At 77.0% G+C, this 24500-nt stretch carries 16 protein-coding genes; 4 read left to right on the plus strand and 12 right to left on the minus strand.

The window, feature by feature from the left end; translation table 11 throughout:
• The first annotated feature begins 4 nt into the window (after positions 1-4).
• The 4 genes from ACRYR7_RS04855 (at position 5) to ACRYR7_RS04870 (ending at position 8157) form a co-directional block, all read left to right on the plus strand.
• Positions 5-1717: a hypothetical protein gene (locus tag ACRYR7_RS04855; protein WP_432570935.1), complete on the plus strand. Its 1713-nt coding sequence runs from the start codon at positions 5-7 to the stop codon at positions 1715-1717.
• A 263-nt stretch (positions 1718-1980) separates the two neighbouring features.
• On the plus strand, positions 1981-3774 hold the full coding sequence (locus ACRYR7_RS04860; RefSeq protein ID WP_432570936.1) for an N-acetylmuramoyl-L-alanine amidase: 1794 nt from the start codon (positions 1981-1983) through the stop codon (positions 3772-3774).
• A 336-nt stretch (positions 3775-4110) separates the two neighbouring features.
• Positions 4111-6114 (plus strand): N-acetylmuramoyl-L-alanine amidase, encoded by a 2004-nt coding sequence (locus ACRYR7_RS04865; protein ID WP_432570937.1) that lies wholly within the window; start codon positions 4111-4113, stop codon positions 6112-6114.
• Positions 6115-6366: 252 nt separating this feature from the next.
• Positions 6367-8157 carry a family 43 glycosylhydrolase gene (locus tag ACRYR7_RS04870; RefSeq protein WP_432570938.1) on the plus strand — a complete coding sequence of 597 codons (1791 nt, stop codon included), beginning with the start codon at positions 6367-6369 and terminating at the stop codon, positions 8155-8157.
• A 194-nt stretch (positions 8158-8351) separates the two neighbouring features.
• On the opposite strand, the gene ACRYR7_RS04875 is transcribed toward ACRYR7_RS04870, so the two are convergent.
• From ACRYR7_RS04875 to glf, 12 genes are all read right to left on the minus strand, one after another.
• Entirely contained in the window at positions 8352-8699 is a 348-nt protein-coding gene (locus ACRYR7_RS04875; RefSeq protein WP_432570939.1) for a hypothetical protein, read from the minus strand.
• 85 nt (positions 8700-8784) lie between these two features.
• Entirely contained in the window at positions 8785-11988 is a 3204-nt protein-coding gene (locus tag ACRYR7_RS04880; protein ID WP_432570940.1) for an arabinosyltransferase domain-containing protein, read from the minus strand.
• Between the two features lie 6 nt (positions 11989-11994).
• Positions 11995-14118 carry an arabinofuranosyltransferase gene (locus tag ACRYR7_RS04885; protein WP_432570941.1) on the minus strand — a complete coding sequence of 708 codons (2124 nt, stop codon included), beginning with the start codon at positions 14116-14118 and terminating at the stop codon, positions 11995-11997.
• 136 nt (positions 14119-14254) lie between these two features.
• Entirely contained in the window at positions 14255-16108 is a 1854-nt protein-coding gene (locus ACRYR7_RS04890; RefSeq protein WP_432570942.1) for a SpoIID/LytB domain-containing protein, read from the minus strand.
• 33 nt (positions 16109-16141) lie between these two features.
• Positions 16142-17374 carry a glycosyltransferase 87 family protein gene (locus ACRYR7_RS04895; RefSeq protein WP_432570943.1) on the minus strand — a complete coding sequence of 411 codons (1233 nt, stop codon included), beginning with the start codon at positions 17372-17374 and terminating at the stop codon, positions 16142-16144.
• On the minus strand, positions 17371-17847 hold the full coding sequence (locus ACRYR7_RS04900) for a GtrA family protein (RefSeq protein WP_432570944.1): 477 nt from the start codon (positions 17845-17847) through the stop codon (positions 17371-17373). Before ACRYR7_RS04900 ends, ACRYR7_RS04895 begins: the two co-directional genes overlap by 4 nt.
• A complete protein-coding gene (locus ACRYR7_RS04905; protein WP_432570945.1) occupies positions 17844-18713 on the minus strand; it encodes a decaprenyl-phosphate phosphoribosyltransferase in 870 nt (289 codons plus the stop codon). Before ACRYR7_RS04905 ends, ACRYR7_RS04900 begins: the two co-directional genes overlap by 4 nt.
• The gene (locus tag ACRYR7_RS04910) at positions 18710-19294 is read right to left on the minus strand and encodes a phosphatase PAP2 family protein (RefSeq protein WP_432570946.1); all 585 of its coding nucleotides are present in this window, start codon (positions 19292-19294) and stop codon (positions 18710-18712) included. The genes ACRYR7_RS04905 and ACRYR7_RS04910 overlap by 4 nt, the downstream gene beginning before the upstream one ends.
• Positions 19295-19302: 8 nt before the next feature.
• Positions 19303-20040, minus strand: coding sequence for an ABC transporter ATP-binding protein (locus ACRYR7_RS04915; protein ID WP_432570947.1), 738 nt, complete (start codon positions 20038-20040; stop codon positions 19303-19305).
• A 3-nt stretch (positions 20041-20043) separates the two neighbouring features.
• Positions 20044-20868, minus strand: a complete 825-nt coding sequence (locus ACRYR7_RS04920) for an ABC transporter permease (RefSeq protein ID WP_432570959.1) — start codon at positions 20866-20868, stop codon at positions 20044-20046.
• Between the two features lie 92 nt (positions 20869-20960).
• Positions 20961-23072 (minus strand): glycosyltransferase, encoded by a 2112-nt coding sequence (locus tag ACRYR7_RS04925; protein ID WP_432570948.1) that lies wholly within the window; start codon positions 23070-23072, stop codon positions 20961-20963.
• Positions 23069-24253 carry a UDP-galactopyranose mutase gene (gene glf, locus ACRYR7_RS04930; RefSeq protein WP_432570949.1) on the minus strand — a complete coding sequence of 395 codons (1185 nt, stop codon included), beginning with the start codon at positions 24251-24253 and terminating at the stop codon, positions 23069-23071. Before glf ends, ACRYR7_RS04925 begins: the two co-directional genes overlap by 4 nt.
• Positions 24254-24500 lie beyond the last annotated feature (247 nt).

Consider the following 24500-nt stretch of genomic DNA (forward strand, 5'->3'; position numbering starts at 1 on the left):
AGCGGTGACGAGCGAGGTCGGTCTGAGCACGCACGCGGACGCGCAGCGGGAGGTCCCCCGCCTGCCCGGCGCGCGCCGCGGGGCGCCCGCGCCCGCGCCGCGCCCGCCGGTGGTGCTGCGCCGCGCCCGCCGGCGGGTGGACGTGCTGGCCGGGCTGCTGGCGGCGCTGGCGGGCCTGGCGGTGTTCTCCTGGCGGCTGGGCACGCCGAGCCCGTGGCGCGACGAGGCGGTGACGGTGGCCGTCGCCGGCCGCTCCGCCGAGCAGGTGTGGCGCCTGGTGCAGCACGTGGACCTCGTCCACGCGCCGTTCTACTTCCTCGTGCACGCGCTGTTCGGGCCGTCGGTGACGGTGGTGGAGGCGCGCTGGCCCTCGGTGCTGGCCGCGGCGGCCACCGGCCCGCTGCTGTACGGGCTGGGCCGGCGCCTGGCGCTGCCGGGTGCCGGGGCGCGCGCCGCCCGCTGGGCCGGGGCCGCGGCGGCGGGGCTGTGGGTGCTCACCCCGTTCGTCTCCCGCTACGCGCAGGAGGCGCGCCCGTACGCGCTGGCGGCGCTGGTGGCCACGGCCTCGACGTACCTGCTGGTGCGCGCGCGCTCCTCACCCGCGCGGGCCGGCTGGCGGACCGGCTGGTGGGCCGGCTACGCGCTGACCCTGCCGCTGCTGGTGGCGCTGAACACCCTGGCGCTGATGGTGCTGCCGGCGCAGCTGGCGCTGCTGCTGCGCGCGGCGCCGGCGGCGCGCCGGCGCGGGGCCGCGGCCGCCGGGGCGGGGCTGGCGCTGGCGCTGCCGCTGCTGTGGGCGCAGAGCACCCAGCAGGCGCAGGTGGCGTTCCTGCGCCCGCCGCCGCTGCGCGAGCTGGGCGCCCACGTCGTCTTCGCGCTGGGCTCGCCGGCGGCGGTGGCGGTGGCCGCGCTCGCGGTCGCCACCGCCCTGTGGCGGGCGCGGGCGCGCCGGCTGCTGGCCGCGGGCCTGCTGTGGGGCGCCGCGCCCGTGCCGCTGCTGTGGGCGCTGTCGCAGGTGCACCCGCTGTGGACGACGCGCTACCTGGTGGTCGTCGCCCCGGGCACGTGCCTGCTGCTGGCGTCGGCGGTGACGCTGGCCGGGCCGGTGCGCCGGCGCGGCGGCGCCCGGCTGCGCGGGTGGCGGCTGCGCGCGGTCCGCTCGCGCGCCGGCCGGCTGCTCGCGGGGCGGCTGCGCGGGTGGCGCCGGCACGGCCCGGCGGTGCTCGCCGTGGCGCTGGTGGCGTCCGTGGCGGTGGCGGGCCTGCGCATGCAGCTCGTCTTCCGCGACCCGGAGCTGGGTCACGCCGAGGACCTGCGCGGCACCGCCGCGCACCTGGCCGCGCAGGCCCGCCCCGGCGACGGGCTGCTGTTCGTCCCGGACGGCGAGTACCGCTACCGGGTGCTGACCCAGCTGTACCCCGGCGCCTTCGCCGGGCTGCGCGACCTGGCCCTGGACCGGCCGGCCGCGGAGTCGGCGACGCTGGTGGGCACGACCCTGCCGCCGGAGCGGCTGGCGGGGGCGCTGGCCGGCACGCGGCGGGTGTGGGTGGTCGGCGGCACCGGGGCGCTGGTGACGGCCAGCGCCCAGGACCGCGAGACGGCGCGGCTGCTGCGCGAGGGCTTCCGCCTGGTGGACGAGCGCGACTTCCGCGCCTTCGGCGTGAAGCTGTACGAGGCGGTGCCGGGGCCCGCGGACGCGGCGGGCACCGGCCGCTGACCGGTCGCCGACCGGCCGACGACCGTGTCAGGGACCTGCCCAGGTCCCTGACGCGTCCGCCGCGGCGCCGCACGTCAGCGGCGCGTCGTGACCCGCCGGTCGCACGCGCACCGTTCACAATGCCTGCACCGTCCTCTAGCTTTCGTCCCTGGTGGAGCGTCGCCGTCCGGCGGCCCCTGGACGACGGACGGAGCGCCCCGGCGATGACCCCTGACCCGCTGAGCCGAACGACGACACCGGGAGCGCGCCGCACCGGCGCCGCGGTGGGCAGGCGGACCGCCCTGGCGGGCACGGGCGCGGGCCTGCTGGCGCTGCTCGCGGCGCCCGCCGCGCGCGCCGCCGCCGCGGGCACCGCGGTCCCCGCGGCGCCCGGGGTGCTCACCCCCGGCGCGGCGAGCTCCGCGGTGCTGCCGCTGCCGGTCTCCGGCTCCACCCGCTCGCTGCCGCTGGCCGCGGCGGGGCGGGCGGGCGAGGTGCTGCGCCGGGCGGCCGAGGCCGCCGGAGAGGCCGCCGGGGACGCCGCCGGGGGGGCCGTGGAGCGGCTCGCGGAGGCGGCGGGCACCACGGAGGTCACCGTCGAGGTCCCCGGCGGCAGCGTGCTCGGCGTGGTCTTCGCCGCCGGCAGCGCGCCGGGCCCGGTGGCCGTGCGGGTGCGCCGCGCCGGCGGGGACTGGGGCGCGTGGACGGAGCTGTCGCCGGTGGACAGCGCGCCGGACCCGGGCACGGGCGAGGCCGGCGCGGTGGCCACCGAGCCGCTGTGGACCGGCGAGCTGGGCGCGGCGCAGGTGGGGGTGCGGCTGCGCGTCGCGGACCTGCCCGCCGCGCGCCTGGAGGTCGTGGACCCGGGCCGCTGGGCCGGGGACGCCACCGCGGCGGCCGGTGCGCGCCGGCTGAGCAGCACCTCCGGGGAGCCGGCGCACGCGCTGCTGGACGCGCAGGCGGTCCAGCTCAGCGCGGTGGCCGCCCCGGCCATCCGCTCCCGGGCGGACTGGGGCGCCGACGAGGGCCTGCGCGCCCCGGACGGGCCGGCGTACGCGGGCGCGGTGCGCGCGGTGGTGGTGCACCACACCGCCGACCCCGGCTCGTACTCGCGGGCCGAGGTGCCCTCGGTGATCCGCGGGATGTACCGGTACCACACCGTCACGCTGGGCTGGGCGGACCTGGGCTACAACTTCGTCGTGGACCGCTTCGGCGGCATCTGGGAGGGGCGGGCCGGCGGCGTGACGCTGCCGGTGGTCGGCGCGCACGCCGGCGGCTTCAACACCGACACCTTCGGGGTGTCGATGATGGGCGACTTCACCTCCCGGGCGCCGTCGGCGGAGTGCCTGGAGTCCGTGGCGCAGGTCATCGCCTGGAAGTTCTCCCTGCACGGGGTGGACCCGCGCGGGACGGCGACCTTCACGAGCGCCGGCGGCGGCACCGCGCGCTACCCCGCGGGCACCGCGGTGACGCTGCGCACGATCAACGCGCACCGCGACGTGGGCTTCACCGCCTGCCCGGGCAACGTCGGCTTCACGAGGATGGACGCCCTCCGCGCGCGGGTGGCGCAGATCGTGGACGCCGGCGGCGGGGTCGCGTCCGCGGTGGACGCCAAGCACGCCGCCTCGGGCGGCACCCGGGTGCTGGGGGCGCCCACCCGCCCGGAGGGCCCGGCGCGCGCCGGCGGGCGCTACCGCCACTACACGATCGGCTCGGTGTACTCGCACCCGGTGACGGGCACGCACTTCGTCAAGGGCCTCATCCGCGACCGGTGGGCGGGGCTGGGCTGGGAGAACTCCTTCCTGGGCTACCCGCTCACCGACGAGGTGGCGCTGCCGGGCGGGGCGTTCAACCACTTCGAGGGCGGCTCGATCTACTGGTCCCCGCGCACCGGGGCGCAGGTGGTCCTGGGCGCGATCCGCGACGAGTGGGCGCGGCTGGGCTGGGAGACCGGGTTCCTGGGCTACCCGACCACCGACGAGCACGACGTGCCCGGCGGGCGGCGCAGCCGCTTCAGCGGCGGCAGCATCACCTGGCGCGCGCAGGACGGGCGGCTGACCGTCCAGCGCGGCGGCTGAGGGGCCCGGCGGCCCTCCCGGGTGTCACCTGGACGGCCGCTGGGCGCCCGCTCCAGTCACTCCGCGTGAGCGCTGCGAGGGTCCGGGGCGGTGCCCGCACGTGCCTGCGGCCGGCGCGACAGGTGGGACGCATGTCACTCAGAGTGGAGGGATGATTGGCACGTTGTTACCTAGTCGTGCTCTCACGCCCCTTGAGCACCACGAGGCGCTCGGTCAGGGTGGCGGAGGAGTCCCGGGCACCGCTCAAGCTCGTCGCGCTGCGTGCCGATGCCCGTGACGAGCGTTGACCCGTGTGGGTGCGACCTCCCCTGTCGTCGAGCGAAGGACCGAGCTGCCATGCGGTGGACCGCGACTGCCCAGCAGGCCCCCGGGGCCCGTCCCGGCGCGCCCGGGGACGCGGCACTGTCCCGTCGAGCCCTCCTGCGCGCCGCCGGCGGCGGCGGCGCGCTGTCCCTGCTGGCCTGCCTGGGCGCCACCGGCGCCCGGCCCGCCGCCGCCGCCCCCTCCGTCCTCTCCGGGGACGGGCTGCGCGCGAGCGGCTCCACCACGACCTACCCGCTGGCGCAGCACCCCAGCGCCGCGGCCGGGCGCGGCACCGTCGCGGCCGGCGGCACCCGCTCGCTGCTGGGCGCCCCCGCGGCCGGCGCCGCCGAGCTGTCCGTCGTGAGCGTGCAGGTCGACGGCGGGCGCATGCTCGGGGTGACCTTCCCGCGCGGCACGAGCGCCGCCGGGGTCGAGGTGCGCACCCGCACCGGCGGCACCTGGTCCGCGTGGACCGCGCTGCCCCTGAACGACAACGAGGCCGACCCCGGCACCGCGGAGGCCCGCCGCCAGGTGCAGGGCACCGACCCGCTGTGGGTGGGCGCCCTCGGCGGCAGCTCCACCGTCGAGGTCCGCCTGCCCGCCGCCGACGTCGCCCACGCCGAGCTGCACCTGGTGGACCCCGGCTCCCTGGCCGGCGACGCCGCCGCGGCCGAGGCCGCCGTCGCGGCCGCCGCGGCGCTGCCCGGGCGCACCGGCGCGCCGGCCCTGGCGGGCGGGGCCTCCCCCGACGCCGCCGGCGGCACCGAGCCGGAGCGGCGCACCCTGGCGCTGGCCCAGCCGGTGATCCGCTCGCGCGCCGACTGGGGCGCGGACGAGAACCTGCGCTCCTCGGGCGTCTCCTACAGCGGCACCCTGCGCGCCACCGTGGTGCACCACACCGCCGACCCCGGCTCGTACTCCCTGGCCGAGGTCCCCTCGGTGATCCGGGGGATGTACCGGTACCACACCGTCACGCTGGGCTGGTCGGACCTGGGCTACAACTTCGTCGTGGACCGCTTCGGCGGCATCTGGGAGGGCCGCGCCGGCGGCATCACCCGCCTCGTGGTCGGCGCGCACGCCGGCGGCTTCAACACCGACACCTTCGGGGTGTCGATGATGGGCGACTTCACCTCCGTGGCCCCGCCGGCCGCCTGCCTGGAGTCCGTCGCGCAGGTCATCGCCTGGAAGTTCTCCCTGCACGGCCTGCCGGCCAGGGGCAGCGCCGTGCTGACCAGCGCCGGCGGCGGCACCGCCCGCTACGCCGCGGGCACCACGGTGACGCTGCGCACGATCAACGCGCACCGCGACGTGGGCTTCACCGCCTGCCCGGGCAACGTCGGCTTCACGAAGATGGACGCCATCCGCGACCGCGTCGCGCAGATCCTCGCCGCGGGCGGCGGCGGCACGGTCTCGCAGGTCGCCGCCAAGTACGCGGCGGTCGGCGCGGGCGTGCTCGGCGCCCCCACCGGCGACGAGGGCCCCGCCAAGAACGGCGGGCGCTACCGCCACTACGCGATCGGCTCGATCTACTTCCTGCCCGCCACCGGCGCCCGCTTCGTCAAGGGCCTGATCCGGGACAAGTGGAGGGCGATGGGCTGGGAGGGCTCCTTCCTGGGCTTCCCCACCACCGACGAGGTCGCCCTGCGCGGCGGGGCCTTCAACCACTTCCAGGGCGGCTCGATCTACTGGTCCCCGGCCACCGGCGCCCGCGCCGTGCGCGGGGCGATCCGGGACAAGTGGGCCTCGGTCGGCTGGGAGACCGGCTTCCTGGGCTACCCGACCACCGACGAGAACCCGCTGCCCGGCGGCGCCTTCACGCACTTCCAGGGCGGCTCGATCTACTGGTCCCCGGCCACCGGCGCCCGCGTGGTGCGCGGCCTGATCCGCGACGCCTGGGCGCGCCAGGGCTGGGAGACCGGCCGGCTGGGCTACCCCACCTCCGACGAGTACGACGTCGCCGGCGGCAAGCGCAGCGACTTCCAGGGCGGCTCGATCACCTGGACGCCCGCGAGGGGCGCCGTCGTCACCTACCGCTGACCTGCCGCTGACCCGCCGCGCGGGTCCCCGCCGCACCCCCGTCCGGTCCCCGGGCGGGGGTGTGACGCATTCGTCACGGTCCGCACTGCCGATCACGGCAGGCCTTCACGCACCATGTGGCCCAAGGCCTGCTCAAGGTCGGCCGCCGACGTGCCGATACCTCGCACGAGGCCCCCACGCACCGACCCGGAGGTACACCCCGTGCGTCCCACGTCCCGACTGCGCCGGCTCCTCGCCGGAGTCGCCGCAGGCGTGACCGCAGGCATGGCCGCCTGCGTGCTCTCCCCGGCGATCGACACCGCCGCCGCGGCCGAGCCCACCTGGTTCGAGCCCGGCGCCACCTGGACCGGCGACTTCGGCGACCCGACCGTCGTCCGCTCCGGGAACACCTACTACGCCTACGCCTCCCCCGTCGGCGGGCGAGTCCTGCCCGTCCTGACGAGCACCGACCTGACGACGTGGAAGGTCCGCGCCCGCTACTCCGACGACGGTCCGCCCGGCCGCCGCGGCTACTCGGTGGCCGCCGACCCGAAGATCCCCGCGGAGATCAAGGCCGCCCCGATGGACGACTGGGGCAAGTACGACACCAACGACGCCCTCGTGCGCCCCGCCTCCTGGGGCCTGGTGCACCAGCAGGGCCCGTGGATCAACCGCGACTACTGGGCGCCGGGCGTGTTCAACATCGGCGCCACGTGGTTCGCGTACTCGCCCGTGCGCGTCTCGCCCTCGCGCTTCTGCCTCACCGTGGCCTCCGCGCCCTCGCCGCTGGGCCCGTTCCGCGACATCAGCGGCGGCGGCCCGATCCAGTGCGAGGACGTCAACGTCGACCCGGGCGGGTCCATCGACCCGATGCCGTACCGCGACGAGACCACCGGCCGCAACTACCTGCTGTGGAAGTCCTCCGGCAAGATCGACCACCACCCCTCGTCGATCAAGTCGGTGGAGCTGGCGGACAACGGGTTCCCGCGCCCCGGCGCGCCCGTGGTGAAGCTGCTGGAGACCGCCCCGAACTCGTGGGAGGGCGACACCATCGAGAACCCCTCGATGGTGCGCTTCGGCGGCACCACCTACCTGTTCTACTCCGGCAACCTGTCCGACCCGCTGGACGCGCAGGGCCACAGCAGCTACGCCTCCGGGTACGCGGTCTGCCCCGCGGGCCCGACCGGGCCGTGCCACCGCGTCTCCTCCGTGCCGCTGCTCGCCAGCGCCGGCGTGGCGCAGGGCCCGGGCGGCTCCTCCGGCTTCGTCGACGCGAACGGCCGGCTGCGCATGGCGTACGCGACGTTCCGCCTGGGCGAGAACGTCGGCGGTCCCGTGCCGCACCCGCGCCGCATGAGCATCGCCACCCTGGTGCGCAACGGCGACGGCACCCTGCGCGTGGAGGGCGCCCCGATCTCCGGGACCCCGGACATCGCCACCAAGTGGAGCTCCGTCGGCGGCGCCGGCGGCTTCCTGGGCAACCCCACCACCGCGATCCTGCCCACGCCGGTGAAGTCCGGCTACTACCAGCACTTCCAGGGCGGCTCGGTGTACTTCTCGCCCGCGACCGGCTCGCACATCGTGCGCGGGCTGATCCGGGACCGCTGGGCCTCGACGGGCTGGGAGAACTCCCCGCTGGGCTTCCCCGTCAACGACGAGACCCCCCTGCGCGGCGGTGCCTTCAACCACTTCCAGGGCGGCTCGATCTACTGGTCCGCGGCCGCCGGCGCCCACGTCGTCAAGGGCCTGATCCGCGACAAGTGGGCCTCGGTCGGCTGGGAGACCGGCTTCCTGGGCTACCCGACCACCGGTGAGGCGGCGCTGCGCGGCGGCGGGGCGTTCAACCACTTCCAGGGCGGGTCGGTGTACTTCTCCCCCGCCACCGGCGCCCGCGTGGTGCGCGGCCTGATCCGTGACGCCTGGGCGCGCCAGGGCTGGGAGACCGGCCGGCTGGGCTACCCCACCTCCGACGAGTACGACGTCGCCGGCGGCAAGCGCACCGACTTCCAGGGCGGCTCGATCACCTGGACCCCGGCGCGCGGCGCGGTGGTCACCCTCCGCTGACGCGCACGGACCCTCGGGCCCCGGCACCCCCTCGGGTGCCGGGGCCCCTCCGTGCGCCCGGCGAGGGGCGCCCGGGTGCTCCGGGGGCTCAGGCGGGGACCCGCAGCCGCCCCTCGTACGTGTAGCCGGTGGTCCGCGGCAGGCCGGGGTGGTACCCGGCGCGCAGCCCGGCGGGGTCGAACCCGGCCGCGGTCTCAGGCCGGCGGCTGCGCGCCGGCGCCCGTGCGGCGCTCGCGCTGGTACCGCGTCCACGCCGCGGTGCACCGCTCGCACCGGCAGCCGAGGTTGCGGTAGCCGTTGGCCGAGCCGTGCCGCTCGTCGGCGGGGTCGGCGCGGAAGGCCTCCTTGAGCTGCTCGCCCGACGGGCGCGCGGCGGCGACGCCGACGCCCAGCTCCGCGCGCCACGCGCGCACCGTGGGGTGGCTCACCCCGAGCAGCCGGCCGGCCTCCTGCTGGCCGAGGCCGGCGGTGGCGCCGACGGCCTCCTGCCACGAGGCGTACCCCGCCCGGCGGGCCACCTCGTCGCGGTCGTAGCGCGGCACCCCGGTCCCCTCCCCGTCCCCGCGCCGGGCGGCTCCCGGCGGGTGACCATCCTGCACCGCGCGGGCACCCGGTCGGCGCAGCCGCTCAGTCCCGCACCGCGGTCCCGTCCAGGTACGGCTGCGGGCTGGGGCCGGGCCCGGTGCCGTCCCACCAGCCCCAGCCGGGCACGGTGCGCTCCCCGGCCGCCACGTCGTAGCGGCCCGGCGGCAGCGCGTACTCCACGCGCACCAGGTCGCCCCACTCGCGGTAGCGCGCGCCGGGCAGGAAGCCCCGGTACGGGGTGAGGGTCGCCACCTCCGGCAGCGTGGAGTACGCGCCGCCGCCGTCGATGAACGTCAGCGGCGGGGTGCCCTCGAAGGTGGCGCTGCGCACGAACCACTCCACGGGCTGCACCACCCCGCCGCCCACGACGGGCGGGACGTAGCAGGGGAAGTGCAGGCCGATCGGCCAGTCCAGCAGGACGGTGCTGCCCGGGGCGACGACCTCCGAGACGGGCTCGCCGGTGCGGCGGTACAGCCCCGTCACCGCGGGCACCGCGGCGGTGGCCGTCGCGGCCGCGCCGTCCGCGCCGCCCGTCCCGTCCGCCTCCTGCGCGGCGTCCGCGCGCAGGCGCACCCGCGCCGCCACGGCCGCGGCGGGGGCGTCGGCGACGGGGCCGAAGCCCACCCGGCGCCAGCCGTCGCCGGGCGGCAGCACCGCGGGCACCGGCAGCGGGGCGCCGTCCGCGTCGGCGAACTCCACCGTCACCGCCGCCGGGGCGCCGAGGACGTCGAAGGCGAGGGTGTCCGCGGTGCTGCGCTCGCCCAGGGCCACCCAGGGGGTGACCACCTCCGCGCCGGGCGCGCCGGAGAAGGCGCCCGCACCGGCGGGCACGGTGCCCGGCAGGTCCGCGACCTGCCCGGCGTCCGCGGCGGGCGCGGCCGGGGCCGCGGCACCGGGGGCGCCGGGCAGCACCCGCAGGGGCTCCTGCCCGGTCAGGGCGACGGCCGCGTCGGGGAAGCCGCAGGAGCCCCCGGTCAGCGCCGGCCACGCGTCGGCGGCCACCGACCAGCTCCCGCGCAGCTGGCGCGCCGCGACGGCCACGCTCGCGACCTGCGCGAGCACCGAGGCGGCGAGCACGACCGCGAGCGCGGCGACGGGCAGCTCCGGCCACGCGTCGCGCACCGGGCCCTGCCCCGCGCCGTCCCGCGCGCCGACTTCCGCGCCGTCCCGCGCGCCGTCCCCCGCGTCCCGCCGCGCGCGCCGGCGGCGGTGCAGCAGCACCGGCAGCGCGAGCAGCCCGGACAGCGCCGCCCACAGCAGCGGCTGGCCCAGCAGCTCGGGCAGCTCCGGCTCCACGCCGTAGGCGGAGTACTCCACCTGCGCGTCCGGGCCGTGGAAGGCGGCGCCGGCGACGGCCACGACCGCCACCCACAGCGCCAGCGACGCCCACCGGGTGGGCCGGCGGCGCACCAGGGCCACGGCCCCGGTGACGGCGAGCAGGGTGCCCACTCCGGCCAGCGCGCCGAAGTGGTGCGACCACTTCGTCGGCGAGAACGCCAGGACGGCGAAGCCGGTCAGGGCCGCGGCCACGGGCACCACCCACGCCACGCGCGGGCCGCGGGTGCGGGTGGTGCGCAGCAGCGCGGCGGTGACCCCGACGAGCACCACGAGGGTGAGCAGGACGACGACCTGGCGGGAGTACGCGCGCTGGTTGGGGTCCACCCCGACGGTCAGGGCCGCGTAGCGCTGCGCCTCCTCCCACCACGACAGGTTCGGTCCGACCTCGTCGTGCACGCGCAGCGCCGTCAGGGCCCCGGCCAGGGTGGCGTCGGCGAAGACGACCGGGGAGGCGACGCTGGCGCAGGCCAGCAGCAGCCCCGCGGTGGGCAGCGCCCCGAGGCGCGAGGCGCGCAGCAGCGGCCACCAGCGCGGGGCCAGCACGAGCAGCAGCGCCGCGGACAGCAGCGCCGAGGCCGTGACGCCCACCGCGACCCCGGCGGTGGCGGCGGCCAGGCCCAGCAGCCACACCCGGCGGCGGGCCACGGCCTCCAGCACCAGCGCCAGGGTGGTGGTGGTGACCAGCACCACCAGGCTCTCCGGGCGCGCGGAGGTGTTCAGCGGCAGCCACCAGGCCAGCAGGACCACCGCGGTCAGCGGCCGCGTCCACACCGGCGGCGCCTGCACCAGCCGCGGCAGCACCACCCGGGTCAGCAGCAGCCAGGTGCCCACGCCGCACAGCGCGGCGGGCAGGCGCACCGCCCACGGCGCCGTGGAGACCTGCACGACCAGCGCCAGCAGGAGCTGCTGCAGCGTGAAGGGGATCTCCGGCACGTCGAAGTACCGCACGACGTTGCCGACGTACCCGCCGTCGCCGAGGCTGCGCGCCTCCAGCACGTAGTAGAAGTCGTCCGTGTGCAGCGGCCCGACGCCGGCCCACACCACCAGGGCGACGGCCACGGCCGCGTCGCAGGCGAGCACGACGGCGCGGCGCCACCAGCGCCGCCCGGAGGGGTCCAGGGCGACGGGCCGGGCGCGCGCGGCGGCGCCCGCGGTGGCGCGGGCGCGGCGCGGGGCGGGCCCGGCGGTCAGCAGCAGCAGGAGGAGGGCGGCCAGCGCGAGCAGGGCGTGCGCGCCGAGCACCGCGAGCTTGAGCGGGCCGGGCCGGCTCTCGAAGCGGGCGTCGGGGTGCGCCACCACGCCCGGCGCCGCGCCGGGGGCGGCGGCCGCGCCGGTCAGGTCCGTGGTGAAGGCGCTGACCTCCGGCACGGGCAGGCCGTCGGCGCGGGCCAGCTCCACCGCACCGGCACCGGCACCGGCAGCGGCACCGGCACGAGTACCGGCACCGGTGGCGCTGACGACGGTGCCGCCCTGCCCGGCGTCCACCCGCAGCGCGCAGCCGGGGCCGCCCAGGCGGGCGTCGTCGGCGGCGGCGTCGAGCAGGTCGCGCCCGGAGGAGCGCACCAGCACCCGCCCGCCGGCGACCTCCACGCTCAGCGAGCGCGTCCGGCCGCGCTCGGAGGCGTCGGGGGCGGTGGCGACCAGGACGGTGCGCTCGCCCGGCGCGGTGCCGGCGGCGGCCGCGGCGACGGTGGCGCACGGCACCTGCGCGGCGATGTCCAGCGGCCGGTACGGCATGAACAGCGCCGTGGTGCCGGTGGCCGGCTGCCCGGCGCTCGGCCAGCTCACCTCCGGGGTGCTGACGACGACGGGCGCCAGCGGCACCGCCGCCGACAGCAGGCAGGTCAGGGCGCCGAGCAGGAGGGCGAGCAGGGGCAGGGGGCCCCGCGCGGGGGCGGTGGAGCGCAAGGGTCGTCAGCCTGCCGCGGTCTCGGTGGTGGGGGTGCCGGTCGGGGTGCCGGTGGCGGCGGCGGCCAGCGCGTCGGGGTCCACGCCCACGACGACGAACGGGCCGACGTCGGTGGTGGTGAAGGCCGGGTCGTCGAACAGGGCCGGGTCGAACGTCACCGTCGTCCAGAGCACGTTGGGCTCGGCGGGGAAGGTGTCGCGGGTCAGCCCCACCTGCCAGCCCTCGGCGGCGCGGCGCAGCACCAGCACGTCCGGGGCGGCGAAGGGGCCGTCGGCCATCCGGCGCAGCAGGTCGGCCGGGCCGGTGGCCGCCGCCCAGGAGCCCACCTCGTCGCGGCGCTCGTCGAAGCGGGCCAGCGGGTTGGCGTAGTGGGCGGTGATCTGCTGGAAGCCGCGGTAGGGCCGGAAGGAGAAGACCTCGTAGAACGTGCTGAGCACCACGGCCCGCCCCGGCGCCAGGCCGTGGGCGGCGGCGGCGCCGTCGACGGCGGCGAGGACCTCGTCGGTCCAGGCGCCGTCGAGGTCCTCGTCGCGCTGGCCGAGGGCGTTGACGCCGGCGGCGCCGTAGTCGGTGTAGGCCTTGGTGATCTGCGGGCTGAGGTTCTGGCCGGTGGCCTGCAGCGGCACCACGAACGCGGCCAGGCCGGCGAGGGCGACGAGGGCGCGGGCCTCGGGAAGCCGCCCGCTGCGCAGCAGGGCCGGCGCGGCGGGCAGCGCCCGCCACAGCGCGGCCGCGCCCAGCGCGCCGGCCACCGCCATCGTCTCCACGAGCACGGCCTCCATGCGGAAGGCCAGCAGGGTGGTGCGGCCCAGCAGGGCGGCGGTGGACAGCAGGTACCAGGCGTAGCCGACGAGGACGACGAGCAGCAGCGGGGCGGCGCTGCGGTCGCGGCGCGCGGCCAGCACCAGCCAGGCGCAGCCCAGCAGCAGGAACGCCCCCCACGGGGTGGGGGCGAGCATCGGGGCGGGCAGCTGCGCGGAGATCAGCGGCAGGAAGTGCTGGGCGGCGGCGCGCCCGCCGCCGGCGGTGAGGACCTCCACCACGTACGGCGCCCACACCAGCAGCGCGAGCACGGCGGAGACGGCGCCGGCCAGGACGAGGGCGGGCACGCGGGTGCGCAGCACCGCCGGCCCGGCCCCGGCGCGCCAGGCGGCGGCGCAGCGCAGCGCGCAGGCCAGGGTCACCACCAGCGCGGCGAAGCCGGCGTAGAGGGTGTAGGTCATCGCGCCCAGGCCCAGGACGACGCCGGTGGAGACGGCCGCGGCGGCCCGGCTGCGGGCGGGCACGTCGCCGAAGGCGCGCCAGGCGACGACCGCCACGACGGGCACGAACGCCGCCAGGCACCAGGAGTACGGCTCGTCCACGAACGGCCCGGCCAGCGCGGGGTACACCCCCACGGCCGCGGTGGCCAGGCCGGCGAGCAGGCCGCGGCGCGGTCCCACCAGGCGCGACCAGGCCAGGGCCGCCAGGACGGGCACGATCGCGGAGGTGGCCACGGCGGCGGGCTTGAAGGCCTCCCACGCCGGGGTGCCGGTGAGGGCGGCGAAGCGGCCGGCCAGCCAGAACCACCCGCTGGGGTAGAAGGAGGGCAGGTCGGCGTAGTTCATGTCCGCCAGGTGCCAGTCGTCGGCGAGGCGGCCGAGGAACTGGGTGCGGAAGAGCTGGTCGCCGGTGTTGCCGCCGAGGTAGAAGCGGGTGCCGGCCAGCGGCACCGAGAGCAGGCACGTGGCCAGCGCGGACAGCACGACGACCCCGGCGGCCTCGGTGCCGCGCCACCAGCGGCGGCGCGCGCAGACGGTCAGGACCGCCGCGACGGCCACGACGACCAGCGCGGTCACCAGCGCGGTGCCGGCGAAGGAGGGGGTGACCGCGCTGTAGGCGGCCGAGCCGTCGGCCGCGCGCTGCCCGCTGACGCGCACGGCCACGGCGGTGGCCACGCGCTGGACGGCGAGGCTGACCAGGCCGGCGACGACGGCGCCGGCCAGCAGCACGGCGCCCAGCCGCGCGAACCCGCCGCGCACCACGGCGTCGCGGGCGCCGTCCGCGGGCCGCGGGGTCCCGGGGGCGGTGGCCCCGGTGCCGGTCCCGGACCCCGTGAGGTCCCCGCTCGCGCCAGCCACCTGCGTCACCCGTCACCCACCACCTCGAGCGCCGGCCGCGGTGACCGGGCGGTACCCGAGGGTAGGCCACGGGCCGCGCGGCCCCCGTCAGCGCCGCGCGGGGCCCGGGGCGCGACCGGGCGCTCGGGGCGGGGCCGCGGCGGGCTCAGCGCACGGTGACGACCGCGCCGCCCGCCGGCGTCCAGGTGATCGAGCCGCCCTGGAAGTCGCTGCGCTTGCCGCCGGGCACGTCGTACTCGCTGCTGGTCGGGTAGCCCAGCCGGCCGGTCTCCCAACCCTGCCGGGCCCAGGCGTCGCGGATCGCGCCGCGCACCGCGTGCGCGCCGGTGGCCGGGGACCAGTAGACCGACCCGCCCCGGAAGTGCGTGAAGGCGCCCCCGCGCAGCGCGACCTCGTCGGTGGTGGGGTACCCGAGCCAGCCGTCCTCCCAGCCCAGCGCGCCCCAGCGGTCGCGGATCGCCCCGCGCACCGCGTGCGCCCCGGTGGCCGGGGACCAGTAGACGGACCCGCCCTGGAAGGCGGTGAAGGCGCCGCCGCGCAGGGCGAGCTCCCCGGTGGCGGGGAAGCCGAGCCAGCCGTTCTCCCAGCCCAGCGCGCCCCAGCGGTCGCGGATCGCCCCGCGCACCGCGTGCGCGCCGGTGGCCGGGGACCAGTACACCGAGCCGCGCTGGAAGAGCTGGTAGGAGCCCTCCACCTGCGGCAGCCCCCACACCGGGGAGGTGGGCAGGCCCAGGACGCCGGCGTCGCCGCCCAGGGCGCGCCAGGCGGCGTCGATCTGCGCGGTGCCGCCGGGCACGACCGTCCACCAGCTCGAGCGCAGGGCGCCGGAGAAGCGGGCGACGGCGGAGCCGGACAGGGGCGCGTCGCCGGTGGTGCAGCGCACCAGCAGGTCGGTGATGCGCCCGCCCCACTGGCCGTTGCCGTCGCGGCGGGTGACCGACAGCGCCAGCGGCTGCCCGCCGCCGGGGCAGGCGCGCGCGACGGTGGCCACGGGCAGCTGCGCGGTCCAGCCGGCCACGGTGTCCTGCGGGACCTTGCCCGCGGGCGCGGAGAACGGGTCCTCGGCCGCGCGCAGGTACGGCTTGCTGCCGGTGGCCGACCAGCCGCCGTTGCTGGAGGAGAACTGGGTGAAGGCGGCGGCGCCCTCGAACTGGCGGATCTCCCCGGCGGTGGCGCGCACGGCGGCGGTGGTGGCGGCGGGCTGCAGGTCGGTGAGGGTGCCGTCGGCGGTGCGGGAGGCGGAGCCCTGGTAGACCTGGCAGGCCTCGGTGTCGCAGATGTCGTAGGCCGAGCCCGCCGGGCGCAGGGTGGACAGCGCGTAGCTGCGGGCGGCGACGGCCTGGGCCTTGAGGGCCTCGGGGGCGAACCAGGCGGGCGACTCGCGCGGCACCACGCCCAGCAGGTAGTCCTCCAGGCCCAGGACGTTGATCGGGGTGACGGGCCCGGACAGCGGGAAGGTGATCGTGCCGGCGTAGCGGTTGCCGGAGCCGTCCAGGCGCTCGACCCACACGCCGTCGCCGCCGCTGACGACGGGCGGGGCGCTCCAGCGCTCGGTCCACACCTCCTGCCAGCCCGGCGCGAACGCGGTGCCCACCAGGGCGGTGCCGTCCCAGGTCACGCGCAGGCGCTGGCCCTGCGGCACGGTGCGGGCACCGACCTGCAGCGGGCTGGCGGTGCGGGTCTCCAGGAACACCTCGGGGCCGGAGAAGCGCGAGAGCTGCACGCGCACCGAGCGGTCGGCGCGGGTGGCGGCGGTGGTGCCCGGGTAGTACGCCTCCAGGACCTGCCGGTAGCCCTGCCCGGCGACGGCGCGGGACTGCGCGCCCCACTGGGACATCCCCCAGCCGTGCCCGTAGCCGCGGCCGGTGATCGTCCAGGAGCCGGAGGCGGGGGCGGGGAAGGTCTCGGCGGCCTGGGCGGTGGTCGCGGTGGCCACGGGCAGGGCGGTGAGCAGGATGCCCGCGCTCAGGGCGGCGGGCAGGAGGCGTCGACGTCGCACGACAACCGATCGTTGGTCAGTGATGACGCACCGTCAAGCGCTTCCGGCCACTCGTGACCCTCCCGTGACGGCCGCCCCGCCGGGGCCGCCCCGTCCGCGCGGCAGCAGCAGCCCCACCAGCACCAGCGCCGAGAGCGGCCGGGTCAGCGCGGTGAGCACCCCCGCCGCGGTGCCCGCCCCGCCGGCGGCCGCCGCCCACTGCAGCACCGGCAGCAGCCACGGCACCAGCGCCGCCAGCGCCACCGCCCGCACCGCCCCGGAGGAGGAGGCCGCCGCCAGCGCGACGGCGGCCAGCGGGGCCGCCAGCGCGTGGTGGCTCCACGTCACGGGGCTGACCAGGCAGCTGAGCAGGCTCACCACCAGCCCCCAGCGCAGCGCCTCCCCCGCGCCCGGGGCCCGCGCGCCCGCGGGCCCGTCCGCGAGCTCGTCCGCGCGCGCGCGGCGCAGCAGGACGACCAGCACGGCGGCCACCAGCACCAGCCCGGCCGCCGTGCCGGCCGGCGCGGCCGCGCCGGCGGGCACCCCGGCGTGGGCCAGCGCCCCGGCGAGGGAGTTGTTGCTCGTCGTGCCCGCCGGCGCCACCCGCCCCGAGCGCCACAGCAGGTCCAGGAAGTAGCTGCGCCAGGAGGCCGGGGCGGCCAGCGCGCCGACGGCGGTCAGCGCGGCGCCGGCGAGCGCGACGCGCAGCGCGAAGCTGCGCCACGGGCGCGCCGCGGCCAGCAGCAGCACCAGCGCCGGGGTGACCTTCACCGCCGCGGCCGCCCCGGTCAGCGCCCCGCCGACCCCCGGCGAGCGCCGCGCCAGCGCGGTCCCGCCGACCAGCGCCAGCACCACCAGGGGGCTGACCTGCCCGAGCACCAGGGCCTCGCGGAACGGGTCGCTCACCACGACCAGCGCCAGCGCCGCCGGCACCAGCGCCGCCGGCGCGCCCGCGGCGCGCAGCAGCCGGCGCCCGCCGGCCACCAGCGCCAGCACGAGGAGCGCGTCCCACAGCAGCAGGCCGGCCCCGGGCGGTACGAGCAGCAGCGGCAGGAACAGCACGGCCGCCACCGGCGGGTAGACGAAGAAGTGCCCGCGCCCGGTGGTGCGGGCGTAGGGGTCGCGCCCGGCCAGCAGGTCGGCGGCGCCGTCGCGGTAGACGGCCAGGTCGTACCCGGGCTGCCACGCCTCGGTGCCCACCCCGGTCGCCAGCACGACGGCGGACCAGGCCAGCGCGAGGCCCAGGGGTGCCCAGCGCAGGGCGGACCGGGCCGCCCCGCGCCTCACGAGCGGTCGGGGAAGACGAGCGAGCGGAACGTCAGGAAGCGGAAGACCGTCGCCAGCGCCATGCCGACCACGTTGGAGGAGATGTTGTCCGCCAGCGGGGAGGTCAGCCCCATCAGGTGGTGCGAGACCCACAGGCACCCCACCTGCAGCAGGGCGGCGATCACGCTGAGCACGACGAAGACCGCGTACTCGCGCACCGGGTGCTCCGAGCGGCGGTCGCGCCAGGTGTAGTAGCGGCTGCCGAGGAAGGCCACGGCGATGGCGAAGACGCTGGAGACGACCTTGGCCCACACCGAGTCCACGCCGAAGCCGAGCAGCAGCAGGTTGAAGACGGCCACGTCGACGAGGTACGCGGCGCCGCCGGTGACGAGGAAGCGCAGCACCTCCTGCACCCGGTGGTGGCGCAGCAGCGCGCCCAGGCGGCCGGTGCCGCCCGCGCCCGGCTGCCCCTCCGCGATCGGCTCCCCGCTCACGCGTACACCGCCAGCAGCAGCACGGCGACCCACGCCAGCGCCAGCACCAGCAGCACGCGGTCGTGCAGCGCCAGCTCCTCCGGCTCCTCCGCCTCGCCGCGGTCCACGTCCACCGCGTAGCGCAGCACCGCCAGCACGAACGGCACCACCGAGACCACCGCCCAGCGCGGGCTGTTCTCCTCCAGCACCGTGAACGCCCACAGCGAGTAGGCCGTCACCAGCACCGTGGCGGACAGCGTCCACACGAAGCGCAGGTACGTCTGGGTGTACTTCTGCACGACCCGGCGCACCTGCCGCCCGGTCGCCTCGCCCTGGCGCGCCTCGGCGTAGCGCTTGCCGGCGGCCATGAACAGCGAGCCGAACGCGGTGGTCAGCAGGAACCACGACGACAGCGGGATGCCGGCGGCCACGCCGCCGGCCAGGGCGCGCAGCAGGAAGCCGGAGGCCACGCTGGCCAGCTCCACGACCGGCTCGTGCTTCATGCCGAAGCAGTACGCGAGCTGGATCGCGGCGTACACGGCCATGACGGTGAACAGGTCCCAGTCCCACAGCGCCGAGCCGGCCAGGCCCACGGCGAAGAGCGCCACGGCCACCGCGTACGCGGTGCCCGGGGAGACCACGCCGGCGGCGATGGGCCGGAAGCGCTTCTTGGGGTGGGCGCGGTCGGCCTCGACGTCCTTGGCGTCGTTGACCAGGTACACCGCGCTGGCCACCACGCAGAAGGCGGCGAAGGCGATGGCCGCGCCGGTGAAGGCGTGCGCGTCGAGCTGCGCGGCGCCCGCGGGCAGCAGCGGGGCGACGACGAGGACGTTCTTGACCCACTGGCGCGGGCGCGCGGTCCTCAGCAGCCCGGTGGCCGCGTTCACGCGCGCCGCTCCCCGAGCAGCCGCTCGGCCACCGGCTGCCCCAGCAGGGCCACGGTCGCGCCCAGCGCGGAACCGGCCGCGACGTCGCTGGGGTAGTGCACGCCCACGACGATGCGCGACAGGGCCATCGCCGGCACCAGCGGCGCCAGGCGGCCGCGGCCGACCAGGGTGCCGAAGGCCACGGCGGCGGCCGCGGTGGAGGTGGCGTGCGAGCTCGGCAGGCTCCAGCGGCTGGGCGTGCCGGCGCGCACGGTGACGTCGGGGTGCGAGGGCCGCACCCGGCGGGTCAGGCGCTTGACCACCACGCTGGCGCCGTGCGCGGCCACGACGGTCGCGGTGGCCGCCACCCAGCGCCGCCGGCGCGGGGCGTCGACGAGCGCGCCCAGCGCGCCGCCGGCGATCCACACCGCGGCGTGCTCGCCGGCCAGGCTCATCAGCTGCGCGGTGCGCACCGTGGCCGGCTGCGACAGCGCCCGCTGCGCGGCGATCATCAGGCGCAGCTCGGCGGTCGTCGGCACCGGGCCCTCGGGGGGCCCGTCCGCGCCGGCCACGGCCGCGCGCTCCTCCTGCTGCTGGTCCATGGGTCCCTTCACGTCCGCAGCCGTCCCACGGCTGAGTGGATGTCCTCGTCGGCGACCACCCGGCCGCGCTCCAGCACGACGCCGCGCTCGCACAGCTTCTCGACCATGTCCAGGTCGTGGCTGACGATGACGAGGGTGCGGCCCTCGTCGCGCAGCTCGCGCACGCGCGCCAGGCACTTCTGCTGGAACGGGGCGTCGCCCACCGCGAGGATCTCGTCGATGAGGAAGATCTCCGGGTCGGTGTGCACCGCGACGGCGAAGGCCAGCCGCAGGAACATCCCGGAGGAGTAGAACTTCACCTCGGTGTCGATGAAGCGCTCGATCTCGCTGAACGCCACGATGTCGTCGAAGCGCCGCGCGGTGGTGGCCTCGTCCATCCCGAGGATCGCGGCGTTGAGGTAGACGTTCTCCCGGCCCGTCAGGTCCGGGTGGAAGCCGGCGCCGACCTCGATGAGCCCGGCGATGCGCCCGCGCACGAGCACCCGGCCGGAGTCGGGGCTCATGACGCCGGAGACGAGCTTGAGCAGCGTGGACTTGCCCGAGCCGTTCAGGCCCAGCAGGGCCACGGCCTCCCCCTCGTGCACGCGCAGGCTCACGTCGTCCAGGGCGGAGAAGGTGTTGCCGAGGTCCTTGCCGCGCACGGCGGACATCGCCAGCTGCTTCAGGCTGCGGTCGTGGCGCAGGTGGAAGAGCTTGCTGACGCCCTCCACCCGCACGGTGCTGCGGGTCCCGGTGGTCGTGCCCACGCCTCAGAGCTCCTGCGCGAAGCGGCCCTCGAGCCGCCGGAAGGTGAACTGGCCCACGGCCAGCACGACGAGGGAGACGGCCAGGCCCAGCAGGCCGTACCAGAGCACGTGCGGGGGCATGGTCGCCACCGGCAGCCCGGGGCGGTCCTCGGTGGCCCCGAACCAGAAGGCGAAGTGGAACAGCTCCACCGCGGTGGTCACCGGGTTGAGCTGGTACACCTCCCACAGCCAGCCGGGCACCTGCTGCTGCACCTGGCTCCACTGGTAGAGCACCGGGGAGGTCCAGGTGACCACCAGCAGCATGAGGTCGACGATGTTCTCGAAGTCGCGGAAGAGGACGTTGACGGCGCCGAAGAACAGCCCCAGGCCCACCGCCAGCAGCGCGATCGTCGCGAAGCCGAGCACCCCGCCGAGCAGCTGCGTCACCGTGGGCCGCCAGCCGGAGACCAGCGTGCCGATGAGCAGGATCACCAGCTGCGGCAGGAAGTGCACCGCGGCCACCCACGCGCTGGAGACGGGGAACAGCTCGCGCGGCAGGTAGATCTTCTTCACCAGCGGCGCGTTGCCCACCACCGAGCGCGTGGCGTTGCCGAACGTCTCGGAGAAGAAGTTGATGACGACGATGCCGGAGAAGAGGTAGACCGCGTAGTCCTGGATGGCGTCGCCCTGGCGCAGGAACACGCCCAGGGCGAAGTAGAAGACGCAGAACTGCACGGCGGGCTTGACGTAGCTCCACAGCAGCCCCAGGAACGAGCCCTGGTAGCGCACCCGCAGCTCCTTGCGGACCAGCAGCTTCAGCAGGTAGCGCCGCTCCAGGACGTCGAGCAGCCCGCGCCCGCGGCCGGGGACGGTGAAGCCCTCGAGGTCGTCCTCGCCCGCGCGGTGCCCGGCCGCCCCCGGCGAGCCCGCGACCACCCCGCTCAGCGCTCCTCGCCCGCGCCCGACAGCGCGGCCTCCCCGGCGGCCCGGCCCGCGTCCTGCCCGGCGGCGCTACCGGTCGCCGGCTGCGCCTGCGGCGCGGGGACGGTGCTCGCCTCGAACACGCCGTCCCACGCCTGCGGGGAGGTGAAGCGCGGCATCGCCCCGCGGTACGCCGCGGCCAGCTCGTCCCAGCGCGCCCACAGCTGGCGGTGCGCCTCGGCGCTGCGCGCCAGCAGCCTGCGGAACTCGCGCGGGTCGCGCTTGTACCAGGCCGCGGCGGTGCCGTCGGCGGTGGAGACCACGGCGGAGTCGTAGTGCGCCAGGCGCCACCAGGTGGAGTCCATCGCCGCGACCTGCTTCTCCGGGCGCTCCAGCGCCTCGGGGGCCGGTGCGGTCAGGTGGCGCGCCACGACGGCCGCCGCCCACGGCAGCAGCGTGTAGCGGTTCGGGGAGGTGGGCTCCTTGCCCTTGCGCGGGGGCTTGCGCTGGTGCGCCCGCGGGAACGCCTCCACGTCGGTGGAGGTGCGCGCGTCCGGGTACGCCTTGCGCGCCTGGCGCACCTCCGCGGTGCGGGTGGGCAGCGTGGCCAGCAGGTGCTCCGGCCCGGAGAGCACGTCCTGCAGGGCCATCAGCCGCAGCACCTCGGTGGAGTACTGCATGGAGATCAGGTGCTTGACGTCCGTGAAGACGGACTCGCGGAAGATGCGCCCGCCGCGCGGGTACGGCGAGTGCAGCAGCGCGGCCACGAGGCGGTTGCGCTCGTGGAAGTACGCCTGCCAGTCGGTGCCGTCGTCCTTGTCCGTCCAGGACACGTGCCACACGGCCGCGCCGGGCAGGCTGACCGTGGGGAACCCGGCCTCGCCGGCGCGCAGGCCGAACTCGGCGTCGTCCCACTTGATGAACACCGGCAGCGACAGGCCCACCTCGCGCAGCACCGCCACGGGGATCAGGCACATCCACCAGCCGTTGTAGTCCACGTCGACGCGCTTGTGCATCCACGGCGTGGCCCGCAGGTTCTGCGCGGACAGGTCGTGCCGCTCGTACACGCCGGGCACCGAGCCCCAGAAGAAGCGGTACTTGTCGATGCGCTCGCCGAAGGAGTGCATGACGCTGCGGTCGAACATGTCGAACATGTGCCCGCCGACCACGGTGGGAGTGCGGCACGCCTGCGCGAACTGCAGGGCGCGCAGCACGCCCTCCGGCTCCAGGACGATGTCGTCGTCCAGGAGCAGGACGTGGTCGCTGACGCCGGCGCGCAGCGTCTCGCGCATGCCGCGGGAGAACCCGCCGGAGCCGCCGAGGTTGCCCTGGCGGACGATGCGCAGCTGGTCGCCCAGCGCGGCGGCGACCTCGGCGAAGCCGGGCTCGTCGGCGACGAGCTGGGTGCCCTGGTCCATGACGTAGACGTGGTCGAGCACGGCCCGCACGTCCTCGGCCGCCGCCAGGGTGCGCAGCAGCTCCAGGCAGTAGTCGGGGCGGTTGTAGGTCGTCACGGCGATCGACAGCGTCGACGCCGGCGCCGGGACCTCCTCGGCCACCTGCCACTCCGCGCTCACCAGCGCGGTGTCGGAGGCGCCGGCCGCCACGTCGAACCAGTACCAGCCGCCGTCGCCGAAGGCGGCCAGCGACAGGTCCGCCACCAGGGGCCGCCCGGGCGCCACGGTGGCGGCCGAGACGCGCTGGCGCAGGCCGCGCGCGTTGGAGCGGTAGACCGTCACGGTGCCGGGGGCCGCCAGCTCCACCCGCAGGCGCACCGCGCTCGCGGTGGTCCAGCGGCGCCAGTAGCTGGCGGGGAAGGCGTTGAAGTAGGTGCCGAAGGACACGCGGGTGCGCGCGTCGACGACGAGGCCGCGGCGGCCGCGCACGTTCTCCGCGCGCCCCTCGGTGCGCACCGCCAGCGCCGAGGGCCCGCTCCCGGCGGCAGCGGGGGCCGCGCCCAGGGAGTCCGCGTCGTCGCCGGGGCGCCCGCCGCCGACCGCGCCCGGCGTGGAGACCGCCGAGTCGTAGTCGACGTACAGCGCCAGGTCGTCGGCGTCGGCGTCCACCGGGAGGACCACCCGGTGCACCGTGCGCCAGGTCGCGCCCGGCAGCTCCACCAGCGTCGTGCTCACGCGTCCACCCCGCCGCTCGTCAGCTTCGAGCTCCCGCCGAAGTGCGGGGCCAGCTTGTTGTCCACCGTCGACAGCGCGGCGCCGATCGCCATGTGCATGTCGAGGTACTTGTAGGTGCCCAGGCGGCCGCCGAAGAGCACGCCGTCCTCGCCCCGGGCCAGGTCCCGGTAGGCCAGCAGGCGCCGGCGGTCCGCGGGGGTGTTCACCGGGTAGTAGGGCTCGTCGCCGCGCTGCGCGAAGCGGGAGTACTCCTTGACGACCACGGTGGCGTCGCGCGTGTAGTCGCGCTCGGGGTGGAAGTGCCGGAACTCGTGGATGCGCGTGTAGGGCACGTCCTCGTCGGCGTAGTTCATCACCGGGGTGCCCTGGAAATCGCCCACCGGCAGCACCTCCTGCTCGAAGTCGAGCGTGCGCCAGGTCAGCTCGCCCTCGGCGTTGCCGAAGTACTCGTCGACCGGGCCGGTGTAGACCACCGGCACCCGCCCGACGACGGCGTCGCGGGAGAAGTCGCCGTCGCGCAGGAAGTCGGTCTCCAGGCGCACCTCGATGCCCGGGTGGTCGGCCAGCCGCTCCAGCCACGCGGTGTAGCCGTCCACCGGCAGGCCCTCGTACGTGTCGTTGAAGTACCGGTTGTCGTACGTGTAGCGCACGGGCAGGCGGGTGACCGTCTCCCCGGGCAGCTCGCGCGGGTCGGTCTGCCACTGCTTGGCGGTGTAGCCGCGGAAGAACGCCTCGTACAGCGGGCGCCCGATCAGCGAGATCGCCTTGTCCTCGAAGTTGTCGGCGCCGGCGGTGTCGACCTCGCCGGCCTGCTCGGCCACCAGGGCGCGCGCCTCGGCCGGGGACATGGCCTTGCGGAAGTACTGGTTGATCGTGGCCAGGCTCACCGGCATCGGGTAGACCTCGCCGCGGTACGTGGAGTACACGCGGTGCACGTAGTTCGTGAACCGGGTGAACCGGTTGCAGTACTCCCACACGCGCTCGTTGGAGGTGTGGAACAGGTGCGCGCCGTAGCGGTGCACCTCGATGCCGGTGGTCGGCTCGGCCTCGGAGTAGGCGTTGCCGCCGATGTGCGCGCGGCGCTCGAGCACGAGCACCTTCAGGCCGAGCTCCTCGGCGCACCGCCGCGCGACGGTCAGGCCGTAGAAGCCGGACCCGACGACGACCAGGTCGACGTTCACCGCGCCTCCCGACGTCCGCGCGAGGGGGCGGGGGCGTGCTGCTGCGACGAGCTGTACCTAGGCATGATGCCGCTCAGGGTAACGGGCCGCCGCCGGGGCCACGGCAAGGCTCGCCAGCCCGCCGCCGCCGCGCGGGGGCGAAGCGTGGCGGTCCGGTGACGGTCCCGTGGCGGCGCGGTGGGGACCGGCGCGGGCGCGGCGGCGGGTCAGGCGGCGGTCCCGGCGGCGGTCGCGGCGGTCGGCGCGG

This window comes from Kineococcus gurbantunggutensis, from assembly GCF_050871925.1.
Lineage (GTDB): Bacteria > Actinomycetota > Actinomycetes > Actinomycetales > Kineococcaceae > Kineococcus.